Source organism: Comamonas nitrativorans (genome assembly GCF_042654765.1).
GTDB lineage: Bacteria > Pseudomonadota > Gammaproteobacteria > Burkholderiales > Burkholderiaceae_C > Comamonas > Comamonas nitrativorans.
Genome location: NZ_JBHSEW010000001.1, coordinates 30,866 through 55,806, shown reverse-complemented (window position 1 = coordinate 55,806; position 24,941 = coordinate 30,866). Strand labels below are relative to the sequence as shown.

17 protein-coding genes, 3 tRNA genes and 1 pseudogene are annotated in these 24,941 nt (G+C 62.2%); 18 read left to right on the top strand and 3 right to left on the bottom strand.

The features are described from left to right. The first annotated feature begins 36 nt into the window (after nt 1-36). Entirely contained in the window at nt 37-387 is a 351-nt protein-coding gene (uraH, locus tag ACFO3A_RS00250) for a hydroxyisourate hydrolase (RefSeq protein ID WP_377722930.1), read from the top strand. Between the two features lie 105 nt (nt 388-492). On the opposite strand, the gene ACFO3A_RS00245 is transcribed toward uraH, so the two are convergent. Continuing rightward, complete coding sequence (locus ACFO3A_RS00245; protein ID WP_377722929.1) at nt 493-963, bottom strand: hypothetical protein; 471 nt, start codon at nt 961-963, stop codon at nt 493-495. A 251-nt stretch (nt 964-1,214) separates the two neighbouring features. Between ACFO3A_RS00245 and ACFO3A_RS00240 the strand changes: the two genes are divergently transcribed. The 16 genes from ACFO3A_RS00240 to ACFO3A_RS00165 all read left to right on the top strand — a co-directional run bounded on the left by ACFO3A_RS00240 (nt 1,215) and on the right by ACFO3A_RS00165 (nt 17,936). Then, nucleotides 1,215-2,444 (top strand): urate hydroxylase PuuD, encoded by a 1,230-nt coding sequence (locus tag ACFO3A_RS00240; protein WP_377722928.1) that lies wholly within the window; start codon nt 1,215-1,217, stop codon nt 2,442-2,444. 57 nt (nt 2,445-2,501) lie between these two features. Then, a tRNA-Arg gene (locus ACFO3A_RS00235) sits at nt 2,502-2,578 on the top strand. 191 nt (nt 2,579-2,769) lie between these two features. Continuing rightward, nucleotides 2,770-3,408: a Crp/Fnr family transcriptional regulator gene (locus ACFO3A_RS00230; RefSeq protein ID WP_377722927.1), complete on the top strand. Its 639-nt coding sequence runs from the start codon at nt 2,770-2,772 to the stop codon at nt 3,406-3,408. A gap of 125 nt (nt 3,409-3,533) precedes the next feature. Then, nucleotides 3,534-5,249 carry a GGDEF domain-containing protein gene (locus tag ACFO3A_RS00225; protein ID WP_377722926.1) on the top strand — a complete coding sequence of 572 codons (1,716 nt, stop codon included), beginning with the start codon at nt 3,534-3,536 and terminating at the stop codon, nt 5,247-5,249. 156 nt (nt 5,250-5,405) lie between these two features. After that, a complete protein-coding gene (locus tag ACFO3A_RS00220) occupies nt 5,406-6,221 on the top strand; it encodes a hypothetical protein (protein WP_377722925.1) in 816 nt (271 codons plus the stop codon). Nucleotides 6,222-6,355: 134 nt separating this feature from the next. Further along, nucleotides 6,356-7,969: an ABC transporter ATP-binding protein gene (locus ACFO3A_RS00215; protein WP_377722924.1), complete on the top strand. Its 1,614-nt coding sequence runs from the start codon at nt 6,356-6,358 to the stop codon at nt 7,967-7,969. Next, nucleotides 7,962-9,038: an ABC transporter permease gene (locus ACFO3A_RS00210; protein WP_377722923.1), complete on the top strand. Its 1,077-nt coding sequence runs from the start codon at nt 7,962-7,964 to the stop codon at nt 9,036-9,038. The genes ACFO3A_RS00215 and ACFO3A_RS00210 overlap by 8 nt, the downstream gene beginning before the upstream one ends. Nucleotides 9,039-9,040: 2 nt before the next feature. Beyond that, entirely contained in the window at nt 9,041-9,961 is a 921-nt protein-coding gene (locus tag ACFO3A_RS00205; RefSeq protein WP_377722922.1) for an ABC transporter permease, read from the top strand. 73 nt (nt 9,962-10,034) lie between these two features. Beyond that, entirely contained in the window at nt 10,035-11,186 is a 1,152-nt protein-coding gene (locus ACFO3A_RS00200; protein WP_377723690.1) for a BMP family ABC transporter substrate-binding protein, read from the top strand. A 27-nt stretch (nt 11,187-11,213) separates the two neighbouring features. After that, complete coding sequence (locus ACFO3A_RS00195; RefSeq protein WP_377722921.1) at nt 11,214-12,371, top strand: BMP family ABC transporter substrate-binding protein; 1,158 nt, start codon at nt 11,214-11,216, stop codon at nt 12,369-12,371. A 193-nt stretch (nt 12,372-12,564) separates the two neighbouring features. Further along, the gene (gene uvrC, locus ACFO3A_RS00190; protein ID WP_377722920.1) at nt 12,565-14,535 is read left to right on the top strand and encodes an excinuclease ABC subunit UvrC; all 1,971 of its coding nucleotides are present in this window, start codon (nt 12,565-12,567) and stop codon (nt 14,533-14,535) included. A 25-nt stretch (nt 14,536-14,560) separates the two neighbouring features. Next, nucleotides 14,561-15,130 carry a CDP-diacylglycerol--glycerol-3-phosphate 3-phosphatidyltransferase gene (pgsA, locus tag ACFO3A_RS00185; RefSeq protein ID WP_377723688.1) on the top strand — a complete coding sequence of 190 codons (570 nt, stop codon included), beginning with the start codon at nt 14,561-14,563 and terminating at the stop codon, nt 15,128-15,130. A 166-nt stretch (nt 15,131-15,296) separates the two neighbouring features. Then, nucleotides 15,297-15,569 carry an HU family DNA-binding protein gene (locus tag ACFO3A_RS00180; RefSeq protein ID WP_377722919.1) on the top strand — a complete coding sequence of 91 codons (273 nt, stop codon included), beginning with the start codon at nt 15,297-15,299 and terminating at the stop codon, nt 15,567-15,569. Between the two features lie 16 nt (nt 15,570-15,585). After that, nucleotides 15,586-15,661: transfer RNA gene (locus tag ACFO3A_RS00175), tRNA-Val, on the top strand. Between the two features lie 239 nt (nt 15,662-15,900). Next, the gene (locus ACFO3A_RS00170) at nt 15,901-17,805 is read left to right on the top strand and encodes a SurA N-terminal domain-containing protein (RefSeq protein WP_377722918.1); all 1,905 of its coding nucleotides are present in this window, start codon (nt 15,901-15,903) and stop codon (nt 17,803-17,805) included. 55 nt (nt 17,806-17,860) lie between these two features. Continuing rightward, a tRNA-His gene (locus ACFO3A_RS00165) sits at nt 17,861-17,936 on the top strand. Nucleotides 17,937-18,412: 476 nt separating this feature from the next. Here the strand turns inward: ACFO3A_RS00165 and ACFO3A_RS00160 are convergent. Both ACFO3A_RS00160 and ACFO3A_RS00155 read right to left on the bottom strand, forming a co-directional pair. Beyond that, the gene (locus ACFO3A_RS00160) at nt 18,413-18,562 is read right to left on the bottom strand and encodes a hypothetical protein (protein ID WP_377722917.1); all 150 of its coding nucleotides are present in this window, start codon (nt 18,560-18,562) and stop codon (nt 18,413-18,415) included. Beyond that, nucleotides 18,496-18,744, bottom strand: a pseudogene (locus tag ACFO3A_RS00155) (type II toxin-antitoxin system HigB family toxin); the annotation flags it as partial. The pseudogene ACFO3A_RS00155 and the gene ACFO3A_RS00160, both read right to left, overlap by 67 nt. Nucleotides 18,745-19,427: 683 nt before the next feature. Between ACFO3A_RS00155 and ACFO3A_RS00150 the strand changes: the two are divergent. Further along, a partial coding sequence (locus ACFO3A_RS00150) for an Ig-like domain-containing protein (protein WP_377722916.1) occupies nt 19,428-24,941 on the top strand: 5,514 nt, incomplete at its 3' end.

Here is a 24,941-nt window from a genome sequence, read left to right as displayed (position 1 = left end):
AGCGCAGAAGCGCTTTTCATTCCAAGGAGAAACCCTATGGGCCTGAGTACCCACGTTCTGGACACGATGCACGGCTGCCCCGCAGCCGGTATGGCCGTTGAGCTGTACGCTACAAAAGGAGAGACTGCGACGCTGATCAAAAGCCTGCTGCTCAACAGCGATGGCCGCACCGACGCTCCCCTGTTCAACGACAACACGCTGCAAGCGGGAACGTACCGCCTGACGTTTGCCGTGGCCGATTATTTCAAGGCCAAGGGCCTGGCGCTGCCGGAGCCGAATTTTTTGGGCAAAGTCAGCCTGGACTTCGGCATTGCCCGCATCGACGAGCATTACCATGTGCCGCTGCTGGTCAGCCCCTGGAGCTATTCGACCTACCGGGGTTCCTGATGTTTCAATAAAAACATAGCTGCTACCGCTTGATTCAAAAGCAATTGCAGTTTTTTTATCTTTGAAATCCTTATAAGGAGAGCGCAAACAGCTCTCCTTTTCTATTTACTCGGAGCGCTGCCCCTCCGTCAGCGTATCGAGCTGGAAGCGCCCGGACTTGTCCCACAGCCAGACTTCGGTAAAGCGCAGGGCGCCGCGCGAGCCGGCGGGAACGGGGAAGGGCGCAGCCGCGCGGACGGTGCGCTCGATCTCGCGCATCACCTCGGGCGCATGGGTGGGGGCACGCATCCAGTTCAGGCGCTGCACCTGGCCTTTGGCCGTCAGGCTCACCTCCAGCACCCCGATGGCGTACAGCATGGGCGGCAGCATCCCCGGATAGATGCGGCTGCGGTTGTGCTGGTAAATGTGTTCGGCAGCGGCCCGCCGCAATGGCGGCATGGGCGTGGTTGGTGCCGGGCGGCGCACAATCGGCACCCCGCAGCCGGCGACCAGCGCGGTCAGGCCGCCAGCGGCCAGGGCCTGCAACATCCGGCGGCGTGCGGTGCCGGGCAAGGAAGAAAAAAGGTGGTTTTGCATGGGGCCAAAGCCTACCGCGTCCGCCCCCCGGGGCGCGTTAAAAAACGTCAAACAGGCGCCGCCAGGGGCCATCCCGAAGGGCTGCCACCGGGCAAACCCCGATAGAAAAGCATTTTTTGGTGAACAAAATTTGTATACACTTTATTTCACCAAAGGTCGCAGCGGTGCCCTGGCCATCGGCCAGGTGCGCGACCTGTTTGCTGCTCAGAGTGCCCGCGGTGGTGAGCAGAGACTTTCATATTCACTTCATCATGGAAGCTTATCTTTTGGACTGGGCCAACCTGCTGCTGCGTTGGCTGCACGTGATCACGGCCATCGCCTGGGTCGGGTCGTCGTTCTACTTCGTCTTTCTGGACAGCAGCCTCACGCCCCCCGAAGACCCGGAACTCAAACGCCAGGGTGTCTCCGGTGAGCTGTGGGCCTTGCACGGCGGCGGTTTCTACCACCCGGTCAAGTTCAACGTCTCGCCCCCGAAGCTGCCCGAGCATCTGCACTGGTTCTTCTGGGAGAGCTACACCACCTGGCTCTCGGGCTTTGCCCTGCTGACCGTGTCCTACCTGTGGAATGCCAACATCTACCTGGTCAATCCGGCCAATCCGCTGCTGTCCAGCGGCGGCGCCATCGGCGCGGCGCTGGCCTTCCTGGTCGTGTTCTGGCTGCTGTACGACGCCATCTGCCGCACCCTGGGGCAAAAGGAAAACGGCGACGCCATCGTCGGCGCCCTGGTGACCGTGCTGGTCTGCGTGGCAGCCTACCTGGCCTGCGCCATCTTCCCCGGCCAGGCAGCCTTCCTGCTGATGGGCGCCATGCTGGCCACCTCGATGAGCGCCAACGTGTTCTTCTGGATCATCCCCGGCCAGCGCACGGTGGTGGCGGCCCTCAAAGCCGGTCAGCCCGTCGACCCCATCCACGGCAAGCGCGGCAAGCAGCGCAGCGTGCACAACACCTACTTCACCCTGCCGGTGCTGTTCGCCATGCTCTCCACCCACTATGGCTGGATGAACAACCACGAACTGAACTGGCTGGTGCTGATCCTGATGATGTTTGCCGGCGCCGCCATCCGCCAGTTCTTCGTCATGCGCCACGGCTTCAAGCTGGGCCGCAACCCCCACCCCTGGAAATACGCTGCCGTCGGCATTGCCGTGCTGTTGGGCGTGCTGGTCTGGCTCAAGCCCGCGCCGCAGGCCGCCGCCTCTGCCCAGGCCGGTGGCGCTGCCGCCGTGGCCGCCACTTACGACGATCTGCGCCCGGTGCTGGACCAGCACTGCGTGGTCTGCCACAACAGCAACGGCGTGGCGCAGAAAAACGTCAAGCTCGATAGCGTGGCGGACGTGCAGGCCCACGCCCAGCAGATCTACCAGCAGGTGGTGCAGTTGCGCAAAATGCCTTTCGGCAACCCCGGCGCCCTGAGCGCCGAGGAACGCGGCATCATCCAGCACTGGTTTGAAGCGGGTGCTGCCGTCCCGGCCAGCGGCGGCTGAAAAAATTGCAGGTATTCGGCAAATGCTGCCTGAATATCCTCTACAATTCGTCCCTTCGCGGCTGTAGCTCAGCTGGATAGAGTACTTGGCTACGAACCAAGGGGTCGTGGGTTCGATTCCTGCCAGCCGCACCAAAAACGCAAAGCCCTGAAGCATCCCTGCTTCAGGGCTTTTTGCTTTGCGGGCCGGACAGAATGTTTCCAAATGCTGGCAAAAGCCGCCAATTTTTCGGCATTGGGCGGAAACCCTTGCTTTCGGTTGAGTCGGGAAATTTTTTGATGTGGCTCAAACCCACATAAATAGTGGACTGGCATAGTCGGGCATTATGTTGCACCTACCCCAGCACTTTGAACTTTTTGCCAAGACCGAGGTTCTTGGCGTCGGCCAGGTTTTGCGTCGGCGTGGCGAACACCCGGACTCGGTGCTGTACTTGGACAGCGGCCGGGCCATGTTCGGTATTTGCGAAGATGGCCGCAGCAAGAAAATGCGCCACCAGTTCTCCCTGGTGGAAGGCCCGGTCTGGCTGGATGCGGCCTTCGCCCTGGCCGAAGAACCCTCGCCGATGGACATCGTCACCGACTCGCGCGTCTGGATCAAACGCGTTTCCCTGCAAGACTTCCACGACAGCCTCCATGCCTTGCCCGGCACCGCCCAGGCGCTGGTGCGCGACATGGCCCGGGGGTATTGCCAGCAGGCCGAAACGGCGGTCAGCCGCCTGTCGCAGGCAGCAGAAGCCCGTTTTGCCCAGTGGCTGCTGCGCCATGCCCAGGCGGTGGACAACGGCACCATGCGCGTCACCCTGAACCAGCGCAAGCGCTCCATTGCCGCCCAACTGGGCATTGCGCCGGAAACTTTCTCGCGCGTGCTGCGCCAGTTGTGCGAGCATGGCCTGATTGCCGGCACGGGCAAAGTGCTCAACCTGCCCCAGCCCGACGCCTTGCAGACCATGGCGGGTATCGCCTAGTTGGCGTTTTTCCTAGGGCCCGTCCAAGGGTTCCACCCCTGCAGTGCCACTGCTCCGCGTTTTTATAGTGGAGCGTGGCACTTTCTTATTTCCTTCCCCGACGGCTCCAGCATCTGTCCCAGCGCTTGCCGCGGCCCGGTGTGCGGGCACTGGTGGCGGCCCTGTGCGCAGCCATCGCATTCGCTGCCCTGGGGCTGGCCTGGCTTGGGCAGCACGCTTTTCAAACCCAGTGGCAACAGCAGCAGCAGGCGCAGCAGCATCTGCTGCTGCAAACCTGGTCGCAGCAACTGGCGCTGCGGCTGGAGGCGTACCAGCGTGCGCTGCTGGGGCTGGCGCAGTTCGCACAGGAGCAGGGGGCTGCCCGCTTGCAGCAGGAGAGGGTACTGACTGCCAGCTTCAATACCTTGTTCCTGGCCCATCCCGATGGCACCGTCGAGCAACTGGCCCCCCAGCGGCAGGCGCTGATCCCGCTGCAGCCCTTGCCTGCGGCCATCCAAATCGTGCGCCAACGTGCGCTGGTTCAAGGGGGTCTGGTTTTGTATGCCCAGGCCGTCGAAGGGGAAACGGTGCAATTGACTTGGGCACAGCCCTTGCGGGATGCACAGGGCCAACTTGTGGCCCTGCTGCTGGCCCAGGCAGAAATTCCCCAGAATTTGCTGCTCCCGATGACGGCGCAGTTCCCGGCAGAAGTCTTTGGGCCCTTCGGCTTTGCCTTGCGTGATGCCCAGACCGGGATACTGGTGCGTTCTCTGGCGCCTGGCAACGAAGTGCTGCCGATGCAGCCGGAGCAAGCGTTGCAGTTGCCCTATCCCCAGTGGCGCCTGGAGAGTTGGGCCGAAGCGCCTGCTGCACCCCCGAGCCTGTGGCTCTGGCACCTGCTGCTGCCCGGCGTGGTGGCGCTGTGCCTCGTGGTGGGGTACTTCCTCCACAGGCAATTGTTGCGCTGGCAGTCCGTTCGGCAAGCGGCGGTAGCCTTGTCGGCGTCTGGTGGAGCAACCCAGTGGGCGGCTTTCTTGCAAGCCAGCCCTGCGGCGATGTGGGTGGTGCAAGGCCCTACCATACAGGTGGCCAATGCCCATGCCTATACCTTGCTTGGCTACGCACCGCAGTTTCTGGAAGGGGTGTGGTTGCACTATGTAGTACGGGAACTGGCCCAACTGACCGCCGTGCAGCATGGGGTACGCACCGCCGGTCGGTACCATGGACAGGTGCAGCTGCGCAAGGCCGATGGGCAGACCGTGCTGACCGAGGTGAGTGCCTACCGCCTGCAGGATGCGCCGGAGGCGGCCGTCTGGCAGTTGTGGGCGCCCTGGAGCCAGTTGCCCTTGCCAACGGCCTTGCCGCAAGCAGGTTTGGTGCCGCAGGACGTATTGCTGTACTGGCTGCAGTCCTGCCGCCAGCCCTGGCTGGACGCTGCTGCGGAACAGGCTGGCCCGGCAACGGGGGCGTTGCTTTTTGTGGATATCGATTGCCTGGGAGCCCTGAACGAAACCGCAGGCCGTCCTTTTGGCGACCATGTGCTGGCCACGGTGGGACGCATGTTGCTGCACAGCGTCTTGCCCGTAGGCCGGGCCGCCTACCTGGGTGGCGATGAGTTTGCCGCCTTGCTGCCGAGCATCGGAGTCCACCATGCTCTGCTCATTGGCCAGCGGCTGTGCCAGCAGGTACAAGACTGGCAACCCCAGTGGCAGGGGGAACCGTACTGGGTCAGCATCAGTGTCGGGGTCGTTGCCTGGGACGTGCGCACGCACGATGGCCCGGGCATTCTGCGGGCGGCCGACATGGCCTGCTACCAGGCCAAACGCAAGGGCAAGGCCCAGGTCGTGGTGGGCACGGTGTAAGAACCTGTTTACGATCTTTTGCTGGTGCCCGCAAGGCAGCCAAAAGCCGTACTCGTCGTTGCGCGGTTCTAAGTCGGTGGCTGATTTATCCCGCATGGGCCTGGTCTGAGGTCATACTCAGGGGGTAAAAATTCTTCTCCGGTTTGCTGTCGATTCATGAAAATTTCGCATCTTTTGCAACGTGCCCGCAATGCTTGGAAGCGCATTGCAGCCACCGCTGGCGCGGATGCGGCGCCAGCGGCTTTTGCACTGGATGCGGTCAAAGAGCGCGTGGCCCAGTTGCAGCCGCCGACCGCTCCTGCCCTGCCGCCGGCGCCGCGCCTGCACACCCTGATCAAGCTGACGCCGATTCCGCTGCCCCGGCCGGTACGCTGGGAAGGGCATGGGGTTTATGCCCTGGCCTGGGCGGGCACGGCTGTGCTGGCGTGGGGCGCCTGGCACGTCCCTCTCGACTGGCTGCTGTGGTACGGCTTGGTAGCAGTGGCGGTGTTTGCCCTGCTGTTTCGCCTTGAAGGCCCGCGCACGCGGCGCGAGCGCCGGATGCGCCAGGCCCAGGTCGAGCTGTGCCACAGCAGTTATCTGGCCGCGGAAAGTCATTTGCAAGCCGTGATGCACCAGCGGTTTGCCGAGCGGATGCAGGACTTTCATGCCTTGCAGCATCTGCACGAAGCGGCCAGTCAGGCCATTGCGGCGGTCGAGGGCGCCAATGCTTCGGCCCTGCATGCCCACGACGACATCGAGAGCTGGGAGCAGCAGTTGGCGGGCGAGGTGGAAGACCTGGAAGCGCAGATGCTGGCGCTGGTGCATGAGCTTGAAGCCTTCTCCAGCCTGCACAAGGAGGAGATCGACCACGCCATCACGGCCCGGCACGATGCCCGCCTGGCGTATTGGCAGGCGCGGCTGGACGCCTCGGTTTTCACCGGCGAGACAGTGCATTCCGCACCCGAGGGAAGTTCGACCAAAAAAATATAGTCTTATTGGCATTTTTCGCAGGTGTGACCAGCGGAAGATGCTATGAAAAATGGGATCAATAGCCCGCGGATGGCCGAAGCCTTCCTGCCATTGATCGGGAACAACCCTGGGAACTTCAGCGAAAATCGCGCCCCATGAATTCTCCCCCCCAAGCTTTGCCTGCAGCCGCCCCTGTTCCGCGCCTGCAGCTGGTGGGTATTACCAAACGTTACCCGACCGTCGTTGCCAACGATGCGGTCAGCCTGAGTGTGCAGCCCGGGGAGGCGCACGCCATCCTGGGGGAAAACGGCGCTGGTAAATCCACCCTGATGAAGATCATCTACGGCAGCACCCGCCCGGACGAAGGCCAGGTGCTGTTCGACGGCCAGGCCGTGACCATCCGCAACCCCCAGCAGGCCCGCCAGCTGGGCATTGCCATGGTGTTCCAGCATTTCAGCCTGTTCGACACCCTGACCGTGGCGCAAAACGTCTGGCTCGGGCTGGATAAAAGCCTGAGTCTGGCCGAAGTCACCCGGCGCATCGAAGAAAAAGGCCGGCAGTACGGGCTGGAGATCGACCCGCAGCGCCCCGTCCACACCCTGTCCGTGGGCGAGATGCAGCGCGTGGAAATCGTGCGGGCGCTGCTCACCAACCCGCGTCTGCTGATTCTGGATGAGCCCACTTCCGTGCTGACGCCCCAGGCGGTGGAGCAGCTGTTCGTCGTGTTGCGCCAGCTGGTCGGCGAGGGCTGCTCCATTCTCTACATCAGCCACAAGCTGCATGAAATCCGCGCCCTGTGTACCGCCTGCACGGTGCTGCGCGGCGGCAAGGTCACCGGGGTGTGCCAGCCGCAGCACGAGAGCAACGCCTCGCTCTCGCGCCTGATGATCGGCGCTGAGCCACCGGCACTGGAACACCGTCCGCTGCACGCCGGGGCGGTGGTGCTGGAGGTGCAAGCGCTGGCGTTGCCGCGCCAGGATGCCTTTGGCGTGGATTTGATGGATGTCTGCCTGCAGGTGCGCAGCGGCGAAGTGGTCGGGATTGCCGGGGTTTCCGGCAATGGTCAGCAGGAGCTGCTGCGGGCCTTGTCCGGTGAAGATACGCGGGCGCAGCCCGCCATGGTGCAGGTGCTGGGCCAGGCGGTGGGGCGCTGGAGCCCGCAGCAGCGCCGGGCGCAGGGCCTGCATTTCGTGCCCGAGGAGCGCCTGGGCCGGGGCGCCGTGCCCACCATGGGGCTGGCGCACAACCTGCTGCTGACCCGCAGCGATGCGGTCGGCCCGGCAGGCTGGCTGCACCTGGGGCGTTTGCAGGCGCAGGCCCGCACGATCATTGCGCGTTTCGGCGTCAAGGCCGGCGGGCCGGATGCGGCGGCGCGGTCGTTGTCGGGCGGCAATTTGCAGAAATTTATCGTCGGGCGCGAGATTTCCGCCCAGCCGCGTTTGCTCATCATCGCCCAGCCCACCTGGGGGGTGGACGTGGGCGCGGCCGCGCAAATCCACGCGGAAATTCTGGCGCTGCGCGATGCGGGCTGCGCCGTACTCATCGTGAGTGAAGAACTGGACGAATTGTTTGACTTGAGCGACCGCTTGTACGTACTGGCCAAGGGGCACCTCAGCCCCGGTCTGGCCCGTGCCGATGCGACGGTGCAGCAGGTAGGGGAATGGATGAGCGGTTTGTGGAATGCCGACGTGCAGCAGCACCTGGCCGATATGGAGCAGGTGCAGCCCAGTGGCGCGTCTAGCGAGCCTGCGGAGGGCCGCCATGTTTAAGCTGGAACAACGCCCGCAATTTTCGCGGGTGTGGACGTATGCGGCACCGCTGCTGGCGCTGGCCGTGACGGTGGCCATTGGGGTGCTGCTGTTCATCCTGTTGGACAAAGACCCGGTCAAGGGGCTGCAAGCCTTTTTCTGGGAACCGATCAAATCCACCTATGCCCTGGGCGAGCTGGCGATGAAAGCCACGCCGCTGCTGCTGATCGCCCTGGGGCTGGCGGTGTGCTTTCGCTCCAACATCTGGAACATCGGGGCCGAGGGGCAATTCGTCATCGGCGCCGTGGCGGCGGGCGGCGTGGCGCTGCTGGCCGACAGGAACACGGGCGCCTGGATCATCCCGGCCATCCTGCTGGCCGGGATGCTGGGCGGCATGGCCTGGGCGGGCATCGTGGCGCTGCTGCGCGACCGCTTCAACGCCAACGAGATCCTGGTCAGCCTGATGCTGGTCTACATCGCCACCCTGGTGCTGGGCTACCTGGTCTATGGGCCGTGGAAAGACCCGGCGGGCTACAACTTCCCGCAGTCCAAACTGTTCGAGCGCGTGACGCAAATCCCTAGGCTGATTGCGGGCAGCCGCGTGAACATCGGCGTTTTCCTGGCGCTGGCCGGGTCGGCGCTGCTGTGGGTGTTTCTGTTCCGCACCCGCGCCGGGTTTGCCTTGCAGGTGGGCGGGCTGGCCCCGGCGGCGGCGCGGTACGCCGGTTTCTCCTCGCGCCGGGCGCTGTGGACGGCGCTGCTCATTTCCGGCGCCACTGCCGGGCTGGCCGGGGCGCTGGAAGTGGCCGGGCCGATCGGCCAGCTCACCCCCTATGTTCCGGCAGGCTACGGCTTTGCCGCCATCATCGTGGCCTTTGTCGGGCGGTTGCATCCGGTGGGCATGATTTTTTCGGCGATTCTGATGAGCATGTTCTATATCGGCGGTGAACTGGCGCAGTCGCGCCTGGGGCTGCCCAAGGCGCTGTCCGGCGTGTTTCAGGGGCTGCTGCTGTTCAGCCTGCTGGCCTGCGATACCTTGATTGCCTACCGCGTGCGCTGGGTGGGCCGTGCCAGGCAAGGGGGGCATTGAGCATGGATACCTACGCTTTGCTGCTCGCTTCCACCCTCAGTGCCGGCACCGTGCTGGCGCTGGCGGCGCTGGGCCTGCTGATCAACGAAAAAGCCGGCATCGTCAACCTGGGCGCAGAGGGCATGATGCTGTGCGCCGCCTTGGCCGGTTTTGCCACCGTGGTCTACACCGGCAGCACCTGGCTGGGCTTTGCCGCCGGGATGGTGGCCGGGGCGCTGCTGGCGGCCATTTTTGGCGTGCTGGTGATCTGGCTCAACACCAATCAGTACGCCACCGGACTGGCCCTGAGCCTGTTCGGCACGGGCTTTTCGGCCTTTGCGGGGCTGAATTTTGTCCAGGCCCGCATGCCCGCGCTGCCCAAATACAGCATTCCCGGGCTGGCCGATATTCCCTGGGTCGGCCCGGCGCTGTTCAGCCACCACCCTCTGGTCTATGCCGCCGTGCTGCTGGCGCTGGGGCTGATGTGGTGGCTGGACCGTTCCCGCGCCGGGCTGGTGCTGCGGGCCGTGGGCGAATCGCCCGATTCCGCTCACGCCCTGGGGTATCCGGTGCGGCGCATCCGCTTGCTGGCGGTGATGGCCGGGGGGGCGCTGTGCGGTCTGGCCGGGGCGTACATCTCCACCGTCTACACCCCGCTGTGGGTCGAGGGCATGGTCGCGGGCCGGGGCTGGATTGCCCTGGCGCTGACCACCTTCGCCACCTGGCGGCCTGTGCGGGTGCTGCTGGGGGCGTATCTGTTCGGCGGAGTGACGATGCTGCAATTCCACCTGCAAGCCTCGGGCGTGCAGGTGGCCAGCCAGTTGCTGTCGATGCTGCCGTATGTCTCGACCATCGTTGTTTTGGTGCTGATTTCACGCAATCCGGCCTGGATTCGTGCGAATATGCCCGCCGCGCTGGGCAAGCCCTTTTATCCCGGCAATTGAGGTTTCTATCTTTCCCAGGGCGAGCGCATCAGGCTCGCCTTTTTTCATCCTTCGCTCTTTTCCATTTATGACGATGTTTGCTCAACGCCCTGCATGGTTCAAAACGCTGGCCCTTTCGGTCGTGTCCGTGGCTGCCCTGTCCGCCTGCGGCCAGAAAGAAGCCGCAGCCCCCGAAGCTCCGAAAGCCGAGGAGGCTGCCCCCGCTGCGGCGGCTGGCCCGTTGCAGATCGGCTTCATGTACGTCAGCCCCATCGGTGACGGCGGCTGGACGTACCAGCACGAACTGGGCCGCCAGGCCGTGCAGGCCCGATTTGGCGACAAGGTGGCCACCAGCTTTGTCGAAAGCGTGCCCGAAGGCCCGGACGCCGAGCGCGTGCTGCGTGACATGGCAGGGCAGGGCAAGCAGCTCATTTTTGCCACCAGCTTCGGCTTTCAGGAATATGTGCAAAAGGCCGCTGCCGACCTGCCGGGTGTGAAGTTCGAACACGCCACCGGCTACAAGCAGGCCGACAACGTGGCGGTGTACGACAGCAAGACGTTTGAAGGCGCCTACCTGGCGGGCATCGTCGCTGGCGGCATGACCAAGACCAATACCGTCGGCGTCGTCGCCTCGGTGCCCATCCCCGAAGTGGTGCGCAACGTCAACAGCTTTGTGCTGGGGGCGCAAAGCGTGAACCCCGCCGTGCAGGCCAAGGTGGTGTGGGTGAACGAATGGTTCAGCCCGCCCAAGGAGGCCGAAGCCGCCAACAGCCTGATGAACGGCGGCGTGGACGTGATGTACCAGAACACCAACTCCCCCGCCGTGCTGAAAGCCGCGCAGGAGCGCGGTGCCTACGCCTTCGGCAAGGATGGCGACATGAGCGCCTTCGCGCCCCAGGCGCACCTGGGTTCCGCCGTCATCAACTGGGAGCCGTACTACACCAAGGTCGTGCAGGACACGCTGGACGGCAACTGGCAGGGCGGTAACTACTGGTGGGGCGTGAAGGAAGGCGCGATGGACCTCATCAAAGTGCCCGACAGCGTGCCCCAGGACATCCGCGACAAGGTGGAAGCCGTCAAGGCCGGGTTGAAGGATGGCACTTTTGCCGTGTGGACCGGTCCGGTCAGCAACAACCGGGGCCAGGAAGTGCTGGCCGCCGGGCAGGTGGCCGATGACGCCTTCCTGCGTGGCATCAACTTTTTCGTGAACGGCATCGAGGGCCAGGTGCCCGGCACCGGCCAATAAATCCGCCTTCAACCAGAGAGACACACCATGCAAAAACGCCACTTTTTCCAGCTTGCCGCCGTTTCCGCGCTGGCCGCCCTGGGCCTGAGCGCCTGCGGCGACAAGCCCCAGCCCGAAGCCGCCGTGACCCCCGCCGCCGCGCCAGCGGCCACGCAGGAAGCCCCGGCGGCCCAGACCGGCCCCCTGAAAATCGGCTTTGCCTACATCGGCCCCGTGGGCGATGGCGGCTGGACGTTTGCCCACGACCAGGCTCGCAAGCAGTTGCAGGCGCAGTTCGGCGACAAAATCGAAACCACCTTCGTCGAGAGCGTGCCCGAGGGCGCGGACGCCGAGCGCGTGCTGCGTGACCTGGCCACCCAGGGCAATACGCTGATCTTCGGCACCACCTTCGGCTACATGGACACCATCCAGAAGCTGGCCGCCGACTTTCCCGATGTGAAGTGGGAACACGCCACCGGCTACAAAACCGCCGCCAACGTGCGTACCTACGACACCCGCACCTATGAAGGCGCGTATCTGGCCGGCATCGTCGCGGGCAGCATGACCAAGAGCAACCAGCTCGGCGTGGTCGGCTCCGTGCCCATCCCCGAAGTGCTGCGCAACCTGAACAGCTTCACCCTGGGCGCCCAAAGCGTGAATCCCGCCATCACCACCAAGGTGGTGTGGGTCAATGAATGGTTCAGCCCGCCCAAGGAAACCGAAGCCGCCACCAGCCTGATCAACAGCGGTGTGGACGTGCTGTTCCAGAACACCGATTCCCCCGCCGTGCTGAAAACCGCGCAGGAAAAGGGCGTGCGGGCCTTCGGCTGGGATTCGGACATGACCGACTACGGCCCGCAGGCCCACCTGGGTTCCGCCGCCATCAACTGGCTGCCGTACTACACCAAGGCCGTCGATGACGTGCTGAACGGCACCTGGAGCGAAGGCCAGGCCTGGTGGGGCGTGAAGGAAGGGGCGATGGACCTGGTCTCCATTGCCGACGACCTGCCCCAGGAAACCAAGGACAAAGTGGCCGCCGCCCGCGCAGGCCTGAAGGACGGCAGCCTGCACATCTGGCAAGGCCCGATCGCCAACAACCAGGGCGAAGCCGTACTCAAGGAGGGCGAAGTGGCCGATGACGCCTTCCTCACCCGCATCAACTTCTTCGTCCAGGGCGTCGAAGGCAAGGTGCCCGGCAGCAAATAAACCTGCACCGGCATGGCACGACAAAGGCAGCTTCGGCTGCCTTTGCTACTTAAAAACAAGCTGTTTCCGCTTGGTATACCTAATTTTCAAATATAAAACTATCTGAAATCGTTAGTATTCAAGCGGTAAAAGCTATCAAATTATAAAACCCCGGCGGTTCTGGCCAAAGCAGCCAGGCCGCACAATCGCCCCCATGGCTTCTTCCCCCCATTCGCCCGAACTGCTGGCCCAGGTTGCCGCCCTGCCGGCGCTGCCCGGTGTCTACCGTTACTTCGATGCGCAGGAACAGCTCCTGTACGTGGGCAAGGCCCGCAATCTCAAGCGGCGGGTGAGCAGTTACTTCCAGAAAGACCACGGCGGCACGCGCATCGGCCACATGGTCGGCAAGATCGTCCGGCTGGAAACCACCGTGGTGCGCACCGAGGCCGAGGCGCTGCTGCTGGAAAACAACCTCATCAAAACCCAGCACCCCAAGTACAACATCCTGTTTCGGGACGACAAAAGCTATCCCTATCTGAAAATCACTGGCACTGCCGCGCAGGACGGGCAGGGCGCAGCGCCCAGCCAGCGCTTTCCCCGCATCGCCTATTACCGGGGCAGCACCGACAAAAAGCACCGCTACTTCGGCCCCTACCCCAGCGCCTGGGCGGTCAAGGAAACCATCGAGCTGCTGCAAAAAGTCTTTCGCCTGCGCACCTGCGAGGACACCGTTTTCGTCCACCGCACCCGGCCCTGCCTGCTCTACCAGATTCGCCGCTGCACCGCCCCGTGCGTGGGCCACGTCAGCCCCCAGGACTACGCCGCCGACGTGGCCGATGCCCAGGCGCTGCTGACCGGCGAAACCTCGACCCTGCTGGCCCAGTTGCAGCAGCGGATGCTGCTGCACGCGGACAAGCTGGAATACGAACAGGCCGGGCAAATCCGCAATCAGATCACGGCACTGGCCAAGGTGCTGGAGCAGCAGGCCATGGAATCCAGCGATGAGCGTGACGTGGACATCCTGGCCGTGCAAGTGCAGGGCGGCCGCGCCTGCGTCAATCTGGCCATGGTGCGCGGTGGCCGCCACCTGGGCGACCGCGCCTACTTCCCCAGCCAGCTCGACGATGCCTTGGCCCTGGTTAGCGCCAGCCCGCAGGCCGGCGTTGAAGAAGAGGAGGAGGGCGGCGGCGGCCTGCGCAGCGCCCAGGCGCACATCCTGGGCGCCTTCATGGCCCAGCATTACGCCGATCAGGTCTTGCCCAGCGCCATTGTTCTGAGCGACGAGGTCGATCCCCTGCTGCTGCAGGCCCTGAGCGAGCAGGCCGGGCGCAAAGTGCCCGCCATCACCCAGCCGCGCGGCCAGCGGCGCATCTGGCTGGATCTGGCCCAGCAGGGCGCCTCCCTGCAACTGACGCGCCTGCTGGCCGAAGAAGGTTCGCAACAGCAGCGCACCCGTGCCCTGGCCGAGGCGCTGGACTTGCCGCAGGAGCAGCTCGACGCCCTGCGCATCGAATGCTTCGACATCTCCCACACCGCCGGCGAAGCCACCCAGGCATCCTGCGTCGTCTTTGCCCAGCACAAGATGCAGTCCGGCCAGTACCGGCGCTTCAACATCCAGGGCATTACCGGCGGGGACGATTACGCCGCCATGCGCCAGGTACTCACGCGCCGCTACCAGCCCGTGGCCGAAGCCCTGCAAGCCGCAGGCGGCGCCGAGCTGCCCGCCAACGCCCCGCGCCTGCCGGACATCGTGCTGGTCGATGGCGGCAAAGGCCAGGTCAGCATGGCCCGCGAAGTGTTCGAACAACTGGGCCTGGACGTCAGCCGCATCATCGGCGTGGAAAAAGGCGAGGGCCGCAAGGTCGGCCTGGAAGAACTGGTCTTTGCCGATGGTCGCCCCAAGGTCTACCTGGGCCACGACTCCGCCGCGCTGATGTTGATCGCGCAAATCCGCGACGAGGCGCACCGCTTCGCCATCACCGGGATGCGGGCCGCCCGCGCCCGGGTGCGCACCGGCAGCAGCAGCCTCGAAGAAATCCCCGGCATCGGTCCCAAGCGCCGCGCCCGCCTGCTGCAACGCTTCGGCGGCGTGCGCGGCGTGGCCAATGCCAGCGAGCAGGAGCTGCAAACCGTCGAAGGCATCTCCGCCCAGCTGGCGCACGACATCTACCGGGCGCTGCATTGACCGGTTCATGCCACAATCTGCCCCCATGTTTCTGACCATTCCCACCGCCATGACCTGGACGCGCATCGTCGCGATTCCGCTCATCGTCGGGGTGTTTTACCTGCCCCTGCCCGCTGCGGTGTGCAATCTGGTGGCGACCATCATGTTCATCGTCTTTGCCGCGACCGACTGGCTGGACGGTTTCCTGGCGCGGCGCCTGAACCAGACCTCTTCCTTTGGCGCCTTTCTCGACCCGGTGGCCGACAAATTCCTGGTCTGCGCCAGCCTGCTGGTGCTGGTGCATCTGCAACGGGCGGACGTGTTCGTCGCCCTCATCATCATTGGCCGGGAGATCGCCATTTCCGCCCTGCGCGAATGGATGGCGCAGATCGGTGCCAGCAAAAGCGTGGCCGTCCACATGCTGGGCAAGCTCAAAACCACGGTGCAAATGGTCGCCATCCCCTTTTTGCTGTACGACGGGGTGCTGCTACAGGTTGTCGATACCCGCCTGTGGGGGCAGATCCTGATCTGGCTGGCGGCCGTGCTGACGGTCTGGTCGATGGCCTACTACCTGCAAAAAGCCATCCCAGAAATCCGCGCCCGCGTCAAGCGTTGAAACCTTGGCGGCCTGCACTGCCGGCTGGCGGTATAAATGCGGGTTTTATTGCGAACGAAAAATTTCCTTTTTTTCCTTAAAACCTGGTAGAAACCTGTCTAGAATCGCGGCCATTGTGCCAATGACGGCTAAGACGCCAGGACAACACCCCTTCGAAAGGCATCTTGTGAACAAGACAGAATTGATCGAATACATCGCCAACGATGCAGACATCTCCAAGGCCGCTGCAACGCGCTCCCTGGAATCGGCGATCGAGGCCATCAAGAAAACCCTGAAAAAAGGTGGCACCGTTTCCCTCGTCGGCTTCGGTACCTTTGCCGTCGGCAAGCGTGCAGCCCGCACCGGACGCAACCCCCGTACTGGCGAATCGATCAAGATCAAGGCTGCCAAGGTGCCCAAGTTCCGCCCCGGCAAGGCACTCAAAGACGCCGTGAATTGATAGGTTTTCCCCGAGTGGGTGCTTAGCTCAGTTGGTAGAGCGGCGCCCTTACAAGGCGTAGGTCAGCGGTTCGACCCCGTTAGCACCCACCACTCAAAATCAAAAGAAAACAAGGGCTTGGAGCAATCCAGGCCCTTTTTTCTTGGCCGCTTCGGGCCTTGCAAGGCGTATGCAAGATGCACCTGTCGCCCCAAGGCAGCCGCTTGCCAGCGCAAAAGAATGTCTGGCCCGCCGATTCGGGGCACTGCACCGGGTCTACCCTGGGTAGCCCGGTTAGAATCTGCCGTTTTTCCGGGTCGCAACCGCCCCGGCCAGTTTAGAAAGATTGTTTATGCTTGAATCCATCCGCAAGCACTCCAAGTTCGTGATGATCCTGCTCTTTTTGCTGATCATCCCCTCGTTCGTTCTTGTGGGTATCGACAGCAACTACTTCTCTGGCGCCAGCCCGGTCGTCGCCCGCGTGGATGGCAAGGACATCACCCAAAACGACTGGGACAACGCCCACCGCATGGAAAGCGATCGCCTGCGTGCCGAGCAGCCGAACCTGGATGCCAAACTGCTCGATACCCCGGAAGCCCGTTACGTCACGCTGGAGCGCCTGGTGCGTGATCGCGTGTTCCAGGTCGCGGCGCAGAAACTGCATCTGGTCACCAGCGATGCCACCCTGGCACGTGCCTTGCAGGACATCCCGGCCATTGCCAGCCTGCGCAAAGCCGATGGCAGCCTCGACGCCGAAGGCTACCGCAATCTGCTGGCTGCCCAGGGCATGACCCCGGAGGGTTTTGAAGCCTCCATGCGCCGCGATCTATCCTTGAGCCAAGTGATGGGCGGCGTCATGAACACCGCACTGGCCACCCAGCCCGTGGCCGATTTGGCGCTGGACGCTATGCTGCAACGCCGTCAGGTACAACTGGCCCGCTTTCCGGCCGCCGACTACAGCAGCCAAGTGCAGCCCACCGAAGCCGACTTGCAAGCCTATTACGACCAGCACAAAGATCTGTTCGAGCAGGCTGAGCACGCCAGTATCGAATACCTGGTGCTTGATCTGCCCGCTGTGCGCGAGCGTATCGCCTTGAACGAAGACGACCTGCGTACTTACTACCAGGAAAACGGTGCGCGTCTTGCCGGTGTTCAGCAGGAGCGTCGTGCCAGCCACATCCTGATCAATGCCCCGCAAACCATGGCAGCGTCCGAGCGTGAAGCCGCCAAGGCCAAAGCCCAGGAACTGCTGGCCCAGGTGCAGGCCGATCCCGCCAGCTTCGCCAGCGTGGCGCGGGCCCAGTCGCAGGACACCGGCTCGGCCCCCCAAGGGGGTGACCTGGGCTTTTTCAGCCGTGGGGCCATGGTGCCGGAATTTGAAAAAGCCGCTTTTGCACTGGCCAAGGGGCAAATCAGCGACGTGGTGGAAACCGAATTCGGCTTTCACATCATCGAAGTGACGGATATCAAGGAGCCGGAGCTTCCCAGTTTTGAAGCCCTGCGGCCCAAAATCGAAGAAGCGCTCAAAGAACAGCAGGCCCAGCGCCAGTTTGCCGAAGAGGCCGAGAACTTCACCAACAGCGTCTACGAACAGTCCGAAAGCCTGGCGCCCACGGCAGAAAAACTCGGCCTGCAAGTGCATACCGCCGACAACGTGCGCCGTATCCCTCAGGTCGGCGTGAGTGGCCCCCTGGCCAATGAGCGTTTCCTGGAAGCCCTGTTCAGCAACGACAGCCTGGACAATAAACGCAATACCGATGCCATTGAATTTGGCACCAACCAACTCGTGGCCGGTCGCGTGGTCGCCTACACCCCCGCCAAACAACTGACGCTGGACGAGGTGCGCGATCAGGTACGCACGGCGTACATCGCCCAGGAAGCTGCCAAACTGGCCCAGCAGGACGGCGCTGCGAAACTCGCTGCCTGGCAGACCGATGCGGCACAGGCGGGCAGCCACTTGCAGCCTGCCGTCGTCATCGCTCGCAACGATGCCCACGAGCTGCCCCTGGCCGTACTCGATGCGGCGTTGCAAGCCCCCGTGCAGCAACTGCCCGTGTTTGTCGGCGTTGACTTGAAAGCGCAAGGGTATGCAGTCGTGAAAATCAACGAAGTGCTGCCACCGCAAACCAAGCCCCAAGAGCTTGCCGAACTGGCCCTGGCCCAGTACGAACAGCTGTATGTCCAGGCCGAAGGTGCTGCCTACTACGAGATTTTGAAGAAGAAGTTCAACGTCCAGTTCAAAGTGGACAAGCCTTGATCGGGCAGTTTCTTCAAATGGTCGAAAAAACACGCTATAATTTGACGCTTCTACGGTGGCTGTAGCTCAGTTGGTAGAGTCCAGGATTGTGATTCCTGTTGTCGTGGGTTCGAGCCCCATCAGCCACCCCAAATAAAAAAGACTTAGGCCACTTTTTCGGAAGTGGCCTTTTTCTTTTTCTGCCCGATGCAGGGCGGTGCTTGTCGCGCACCGGGTCAAAAAAAGAGCTGCTACCGCCTGATATCCATAGATTTCAAGAATAAAGCACCTTGAAATCCAATAAATACGTGCGGTAGCAGCTCTCTTTTAAGGTGCATAGGCAAAGCGCCAGATGTCGTTTTGGGGTGCCCACGGCGGCGTCATTGATGCGCCAGTAATAAACCGCATCCGCCGGTATGCAACTTCGGAACATCCGCCTTCCAAGGTAGAAGCCCCGTACCACAGGCCACTGTATCCACCAGTTTCATGGAGGCGGCAATGTGCTGGGTTTCCACTCCGCGCCATGCCCCCGTCATGCTGATCTCAACGCAGTCCGTTTTCAGCCAGTCAGGGTTTCAGGTTTGCGTCCTCCTGCTTTTGCTAGCGCCGCTACTGGGGCGAGTCGGGGTCAGTGCGCAACAGGCTCTGGCACGCCCACCAGCACTTCCAAGCGCTCGCCTTCGGGCGAATCCGGCTCGGGATCAAGATCGATCAGGGCACTGACGGCAGCCAGCATGGCCTTGTAGTCCTCTTGCGTGCGGATGGGGCGAACTTGCATGGTGGCTCCTTTCCTTCGGTTTGATCGACCGTGGCGGTATCAACAGCGTCGTACTGTTTGTGCGTGCCGATGAATTTGATGTAAGCCCACTGCGTTTTGTAGGCAAAGGCGACGATGAGCCGGTAGTCATTGCCCTTGATGTTGAACACCACGCGGTTGTTACCAACGATGCTGGCGCGAGAGACGATGTGCATGGGTGGGTTTTAGTCCTTCAGGGCGGGGGAGGACAGCGCGGACAAACACATGGCCAACGCCTGCGTTGCCTGCTAAACCGTTTAGGGGCCCTCGATGTCTTTATGGCACGGGTTCACTGAACAGTCAGGTGGGGCTTCTGCGTTGGTGTAAGTCATTGTCAATATGGTGTAAATACCAATAGCCTTGATGGCAGAAGATGCTCTGAGGTTAAGGCGCGGGTGATGCAATGTTGTAAAGTTCATACAAGATTGTTAAAAATTCTTACTTATCGCTTTTGACTATCAACTGACGCTTCTTCAATAGCTGATACTGCGCAGGTTCAGTAAATGCAATTGCTGCGCTCTTTTACTTTTTGATTCCCGGTTCGGCTCTTGTGCGCTTGGCCAGTGGCTGTTTGCGTGCTTGATCTACCCCTTGATTTTTTGGACTTCCAAGGTACTGCGTCATGGCCAAGAAAAAAACATCTTTCCGTTCCACCAGCCGCCGTTTGGCGCTGGAGCCTCGTCTCTTGTTTGATGGCGCAGGAGCCGTTGCTGCCGCTGATGCCATTGCACAGGACGATCAGCATCAGTCCACTGAGGCATCGCAGAATCACCCCCCCCCCTTCAATAACGATGGCAGCAATACCGACAGCGTTGCATTTACCAGTTTTTTTGCTGCTGCGTTCAGCGTGGACGCAGGCCCCACGGTGGAAAGCATCGTCCGCCAAAGTCCCAGTTTTGAAACCACCAATGCCGATAGCGTTACCTTTCGCGTCACCTTCAGCGAAGGCGTGACAGGCGTTACCGGCAGTTCCTTCGTCATTGCCCCTGGCTCTGTCAGCGGCGCCACCATTCAGCTCGTGCAGCAGGTGGATGGTGCAGGCACGCAGTACGACGTGGTGGTCAGCGGCCTCTCGGGTACGGGCACGCTCAACATCGATCTGGCGACCGAATCCGGCGTCATGAGCAATGACGGCAACAGCCGTGTGGTGACGGAAACCAACCCCGCCACCGGGAAGCCCGATCACAGCTACACCATCGACGGCGACATCAATTCTGCATATGTCGGCGGCCTGACGGGCGGCAGCGTGCAGGGCAGCAACATTGCCACCCGCGATACCACCGGCCTGGAGTTCAGCGGCAAGGCCGATGCGGGCGATACCGTGCGTCTGTATATCGGCAACAAGCTGCTGGGCACGGCCAAGGCAGATGGCAATGGCGACTGGAGCCTGACCTATACCGGCGCTGCGCTGGCCGAAGGCTCGCACACACTGATCATTCGCAGTAACGATGCGGCCGGGAACACGGCCACCGCCACGGCCACGCTGGCCATTGACACCACGGCGCCTGTCGTCACTGGCAGCATTACGTCCAGCGACATCATCGTGGAGCTGACCTACAGCGAAGCGCTGCGCGAAGGCTCGCTGCCCCAGCCGGGCGACTTCACCGTGACTGGCACCGTCAGCGGCATTATCGGCGTCAGCAAGGTGGTCGTGGACGGCAATACCGTGCGCCTGATTCTGACCGCGCCGCTCAAGCATGGCGAAAGCGTCACGCTGACCTATACCGGTAATGGCGTTCAAGACCTTGTGGGCAACTCCGCCCCGGCCATCACCAACGTGGCGGTGGACAACAGCGGCACCAAGGACGCCAGCACCGAAGAGAAGCCCGTGGTGGATTTGCCGACGGGCAAACATGGCACGGATAGCACCGACAAGCCCCAGCACCAGTTCTACAGCAAGGACGAAGCCGCCAAGAATGTGTTCAATGGCGGCGTTACGTTGACTGACAACGATGATGACTATCTGGAAAGCGTCACCATCACCATTACGGGCAACAACAACGGCGGCGATACGCTGACCATTGACGAGACCAACGGCCCTCTGCCCAAGGGCATCAGCGTGGAGATCAATGAAAATGCCAATGGCACGCTGACGCTGAAATTAAGCGGCCACGCTACCAAGGCCGATTACGAAGCTGCTCTGAATCAGGTGCTGTTCAGCACCAGCACGGGCTTTGCCGAAGCCGACAAGCGAATGGTGACGCTGGTGGTGTCGGACGGGCAGAAAACTTCCGACGCGGTGACGCGCTATATCCGCACCACGGGCAAGAGCTATGGCCTGGGCGAAACGGAAACCGCGTACCTAGTGGATCAAAGCACCGGCTCGCTCAAGGGCGTGAACCTGGTGATGAACACCCTGGACAGCGGCAAGGCCGTCGCGCCGGATGCCATCCTTAAAGGGCTGGCAGGGGGAGGATCGAATGGGTTTGCGAACGGAGGTAGTCTGGCGCTGAATGCCCTAGCTTTCAGCAGCGTGGATGGTACGTTGTATGCGTTTACGAACGCCACCAAGGATGGTGGACGTTACGTGGTGCGTATTGATGCCGACGGGATGGCCACTATCGTCGCGAAGTCTGCGGGCAGCATTGGCAATAGCCCTGGCACGGGTTCAATGATTTCTGCCGACATTGATGGCGACGGCATCATGTATATGCACGCCAGCGGCAACGGCACCATTTACCGCCTGGATACCAACCCCGAATCGGACTCCTACGGGCAGTGGCTGGCGCCTTTGGCGGTCAAAGGTGGCAACAACAACAAAACCGACTGGGTGGACATGGCGTTCAACCATTCGGACGGGCATTTCTATGCGGTTGGCAGCAATAAACTCTATAAACTGACCATTGATAACAGTGCCAATACCATCACAGCGGAAACGCTTGCCAGCGGCTTGAAGTACGTTACCAATAAGAATACTGGCGCTACTGAGGATGTAGGCAGCTCATTCCCCATGCAGTATTTCGATACGGATGGGTACTTCTATTTCGCGGCAGGCAGCAGCAAGCAGATTTTTCGGGTGGATGTGGAAAATCCGCCCGGGTCAGGTAACCCGCCATCTGGTGGCACTGTGAGCAAGGTGGATTTCGCTACCTCGACGCCAGGCAGCGGCGATGCGGCGCGGGATGTGACCATCCATCTGGACTATGGCGATGCCACGACCAGCCACAACAACACGGATTACAAGACCAGCTTTGATGACGATGGTGCCCGTCATAACCAGTTGAACAACCAGGTCTGGTTGGGTAACAGCGCTACCAACAACACCACTTACGAATCGGATGCCAATCCAGTCGACGGTTCGGACGACGGCATCGCCAGGGACAAGAACGGCAACTACGTCATTCCCGCGCTGCGCCAGGGCATGACGGAATACTCCATCAATATCGCCGTCACCAACAAAACCGGGACGGAGGCCACCCTGGTTGGATGGATTGATTTCAATGGCGACGGCATTTTCAGCGTGGACGAATCCGTCACCGTGAAGGTTCCAGCAAACCACAAAGCGGGCGACACCGTAAAGGTGACATGGAAGGTGGCAGAGGGCAACATGCCCAGCAGCCTGGATACCATCACCACGTTTGCACGCTTTCGCATCACATCTCAGATTGATTCGCTGGCGGATTTTGGCGGTGACCCGTGGATGACAACTCCATCCAACAGTTCGACGGAAGACAAACGCTCCTACGGCGCCCGCATGGACGGCGAGGTGGAGGACTATCAGATCACCATCCAGGGGCCGGACGATACACCGCCGTCTGTTAGCAATATGACGGTCAGCGATGGCAGCGGCAGCGGCCCGCGCTACACCCCGGTGGGCGAGGTCACGATCACGTTTACCGAGCCTGTCCAGGATGTGGGCGTGAACGACTTTGTGCTGCTGCGTGATGGCGTGCCGGTGCCGTTGCCCCCGGATACGCCTGTCTGGCAGGACCCGGACGACCCGGCCATCTGGTATATCGACCTGAGCAAGGTCACCAGTCCCACGGGCGATTACGAACTGCTGGTGCCCAACGGGCAGAATGCCCCGGCGGGAGAGCATGGCGTAGCCACCATCAAGGACGATGCGGGCAATGATCTGGCAACGGGCGGCAGCGTCAAGTTCAAGATCGACAACACCGCGCCGCTGATCGACCTGGATTCCGGCGATGACACCACGCGCGACCATACGACCGGTTATACCGCCGACCAGTCGGGCGCTGTCAGCCTGGACAACAGCACGCCCAATCGCGAAGCCACGGTGGAGGAAAAATCCGACCGCGTGACCCATATCGACATTGCCGTGGGCGGCTTGCGCGATGGCGATAGCGAGGTGCTGGTGTTCGGTACGCTGGAATTCAAAGCCAATGGCAGCGATGTCAGCACCGACCCGGACAACCCCACCACGACCACGATTGGCGGTGTGGAGGTGGTGATTACCTACGCCGCAGGCAAGTTCACGCTGACACCCGTGAACGCTGGCGGCGCGGAAAACCAAGTCGGCGAAATGTCCGCAGCAGATGCACAGGCCATCGTGCGTGCCATTTCGTACAAGAACGATGCGGGCACTGGTGCCACCAATGGCAGCCGTACCTTCTCCTTCACCGCTACCGACAAGGCGGGCGCTACAGCTACGCCCGCCGTGGCAACCGTGAACGTGACCGGCGGCAACGGCCAGAACGGCCCCGATGTGCCGACGGTGGACAAGCAGATCACCAACGACACCACACCCACCATTACCGGGGAAGCCAAGGTACCTGAGGATGGCAAGCTGACGGTAACGGTCAAGGTGGATCCCGATGATCCAAACACTTGGCAAACCTACGAGTGGAATGAAGCAAACCCTGACCCTGACGGGCCGCTGCAATTCTTCCCTGCCGATCCTTCTGACCCTGATAACCCCAAGAACAATACCTGGGAGCTGAAGATTCCGGACGGCGACGACATTCCCGAGGGCAAGTATTCGGTCACGGCATCCGTGACGCCCGATGGCGGTACGCCTGTGGATGATCTGACTGATCATGAACTCATCATCGACCTGACGCCGCCCGATGCGCCTGCCGTGCCTGATCAGCAGACCCATGACACGACCCCGGTCATCAACGGCACGGCGGATGTGCGTGATGGCGAGAAGCTGACGGTTTCTGTCGTCATTGGTGGCAAGACCTATACCTATACCGAAGGCACGACAGAGGGCGACAAGTACCTCAAGCGCGACAACAACATCTGGAGCTTGCAGGTGCCCAGTGACGCCCCAATGTCGGTGGGCGAATACGAAGTGACGGCTACCGTCAAGGATGCGGCGGGCAACGTCAGCGACGAAGCCAAGGGCAAGGTGACGATCGTGCCTGTTGTCGTCACCGATCCCATAGTCAATGAATCCTCGGGCCACGCGGTGTTCGAGGTGACGGTGCGGCCTGAAACCAATATGCAACTGCGCCTGGAGGAGATCGCCAACTCCGCCACTGGCGGCGGCACGGACTTCGGCACTGCCACAGGCACCGGGCTGGAATACTTTGACGGTACGAGTTGGGTGGCCTATACCGCTGGCGCCAAGGTGGCTGCCGACAGTAGTGGCAAGCTGCTGGTGCGCACGCCCATTACCAATGACAACGTGGCGGACGACGGCGAGCAGTTCAAGCTGATCGTCACGCCGGTGTATGGCAGCGATGAGGCCATTACCGACAACACGGGCGAAGGCACGGCCACGATCAAGGACGATGGCACGGGCGACCTCTTGGTCGAGAACCCGGACTTCGACCCGAACGAGCCGGTCAGCGAGACCAACAAGCCGCTGATTCCTGGGACACCCGGGCAGCCGGTGAATCCGGCCAACCCGGATGGCCCCAAGGTACCCGAACTGGACGACGACCGTGAACTGACCGTCAGCGGCGGCACGGTCAATGAAGGTTCCGACTACGGCAGCTTTGTGGTCGGAGGCGCAGAAGGCCAGAAGGTCAAGCTGGAGCTGGTCGATGGTGCAGCCAAGGGCGGCACCGATGACGAAGATAAGAGCGGCGCTACCGACTTTATCCAAGACCTCGAATACTTCGACGGTACCCAGTGGCAGTCCTACACCCCCGGTGAATACGTCGAGATTCCCGAGGGCGGCAAGCTGTGGGTGCGGGTGCCGGTGGTCAATGACGACCTGCCCGAAGGCGAACATGGGTTCAAGCTCAAAGCCACCAACACGGGTGGCGGCAGCGAAGAAGGCACCATCACCATTGACGACGAAGGCCAGGGCGATCTCTTGATTGAGAACCCGGACTTCGACCCGAACGAGCCGGTCAGCGAGACCAACAAGCCGCTGATTCCTGGGACACCCGGGCAGCCGGTGAATCCGGCCAACCCGGATGGCCCCAAGGTACCCGAACTGGACGACGAC

Bases quoted from the DNA above. Each gene is read 5' to 3' on its own strand.
- ACFO3A_RS00245 (WP_377722929.1), bottom strand. From the start codon at position 963: ATGCAAAACCACCTTTTTTCTTCCTTGCCCGGCACCGCACGCCGCCGG.
- ACFO3A_RS00200 (WP_377723690.1), top strand. From the start codon at position 10,035: ATGTTTGCTCAACGCCCTGCATGGTTCAAAACGCTGGCCCTTTCGGTC.
- ACFO3A_RS00160 (WP_377722917.1), bottom strand. From the start codon at position 18,562: ATGCAAGTTCGCCCCATCCGCACGCAAGAGGACTACAAGGCCATGCTG.
- ACFO3A_RS00230 (WP_377722927.1), top strand. From the start codon at position 2,770: ATGTTGCACCTACCCCAGCACTTTGAACTTTTTGCCAAGACCGAGGTT.
- uvrC (WP_377722920.1), top strand. From the start codon at position 12,565: ATGGCTTCTTCCCCCCATTCGCCCGAACTGCTGGCCCAGGTTGCCGCC.
- ACFO3A_RS00205 (WP_377722922.1), top strand. From the start codon at position 9,041: ATGGATACCTACGCTTTGCTGCTCGCTTCCACCCTCAGTGCCGGCACC.
- ACFO3A_RS00220 (WP_377722925.1), top strand. From the start codon at position 5,406: ATGAAAATTTCGCATCTTTTGCAACGTGCCCGCAATGCTTGGAAGCGC.
- pgsA (WP_377723688.1), top strand. From the start codon at position 14,561: ATGTTTCTGACCATTCCCACCGCCATGACCTGGACGCGCATCGTCGCG.
- ACFO3A_RS00195 (WP_377722921.1), top strand. From the start codon at position 11,214: ATGCAAAAACGCCACTTTTTCCAGCTTGCCGCCGTTTCCGCGCTGGCC.
- ACFO3A_RS00210 (WP_377722923.1), top strand. From the start codon at position 7,962: ATGTTTAAGCTGGAACAACGCCCGCAATTTTCGCGGGTGTGGACGTAT.
- ACFO3A_RS00240 (WP_377722928.1), top strand. From the start codon at position 1,215: ATGGAAGCTTATCTTTTGGACTGGGCCAACCTGCTGCTGCGTTGGCTG.
- ACFO3A_RS00170 (WP_377722918.1), top strand. From the start codon at position 15,901: ATGCTTGAATCCATCCGCAAGCACTCCAAGTTCGTGATGATCCTGCTC.
- uraH (WP_377722930.1), top strand. From the start codon at position 37: ATGGGCCTGAGTACCCACGTTCTGGACACGATGCACGGCTGCCCCGCA.
- ACFO3A_RS00215 (WP_377722924.1), top strand. From the start codon at position 6,356: ATGAATTCTCCCCCCCAAGCTTTGCCTGCAGCCGCCCCTGTTCCGCGC.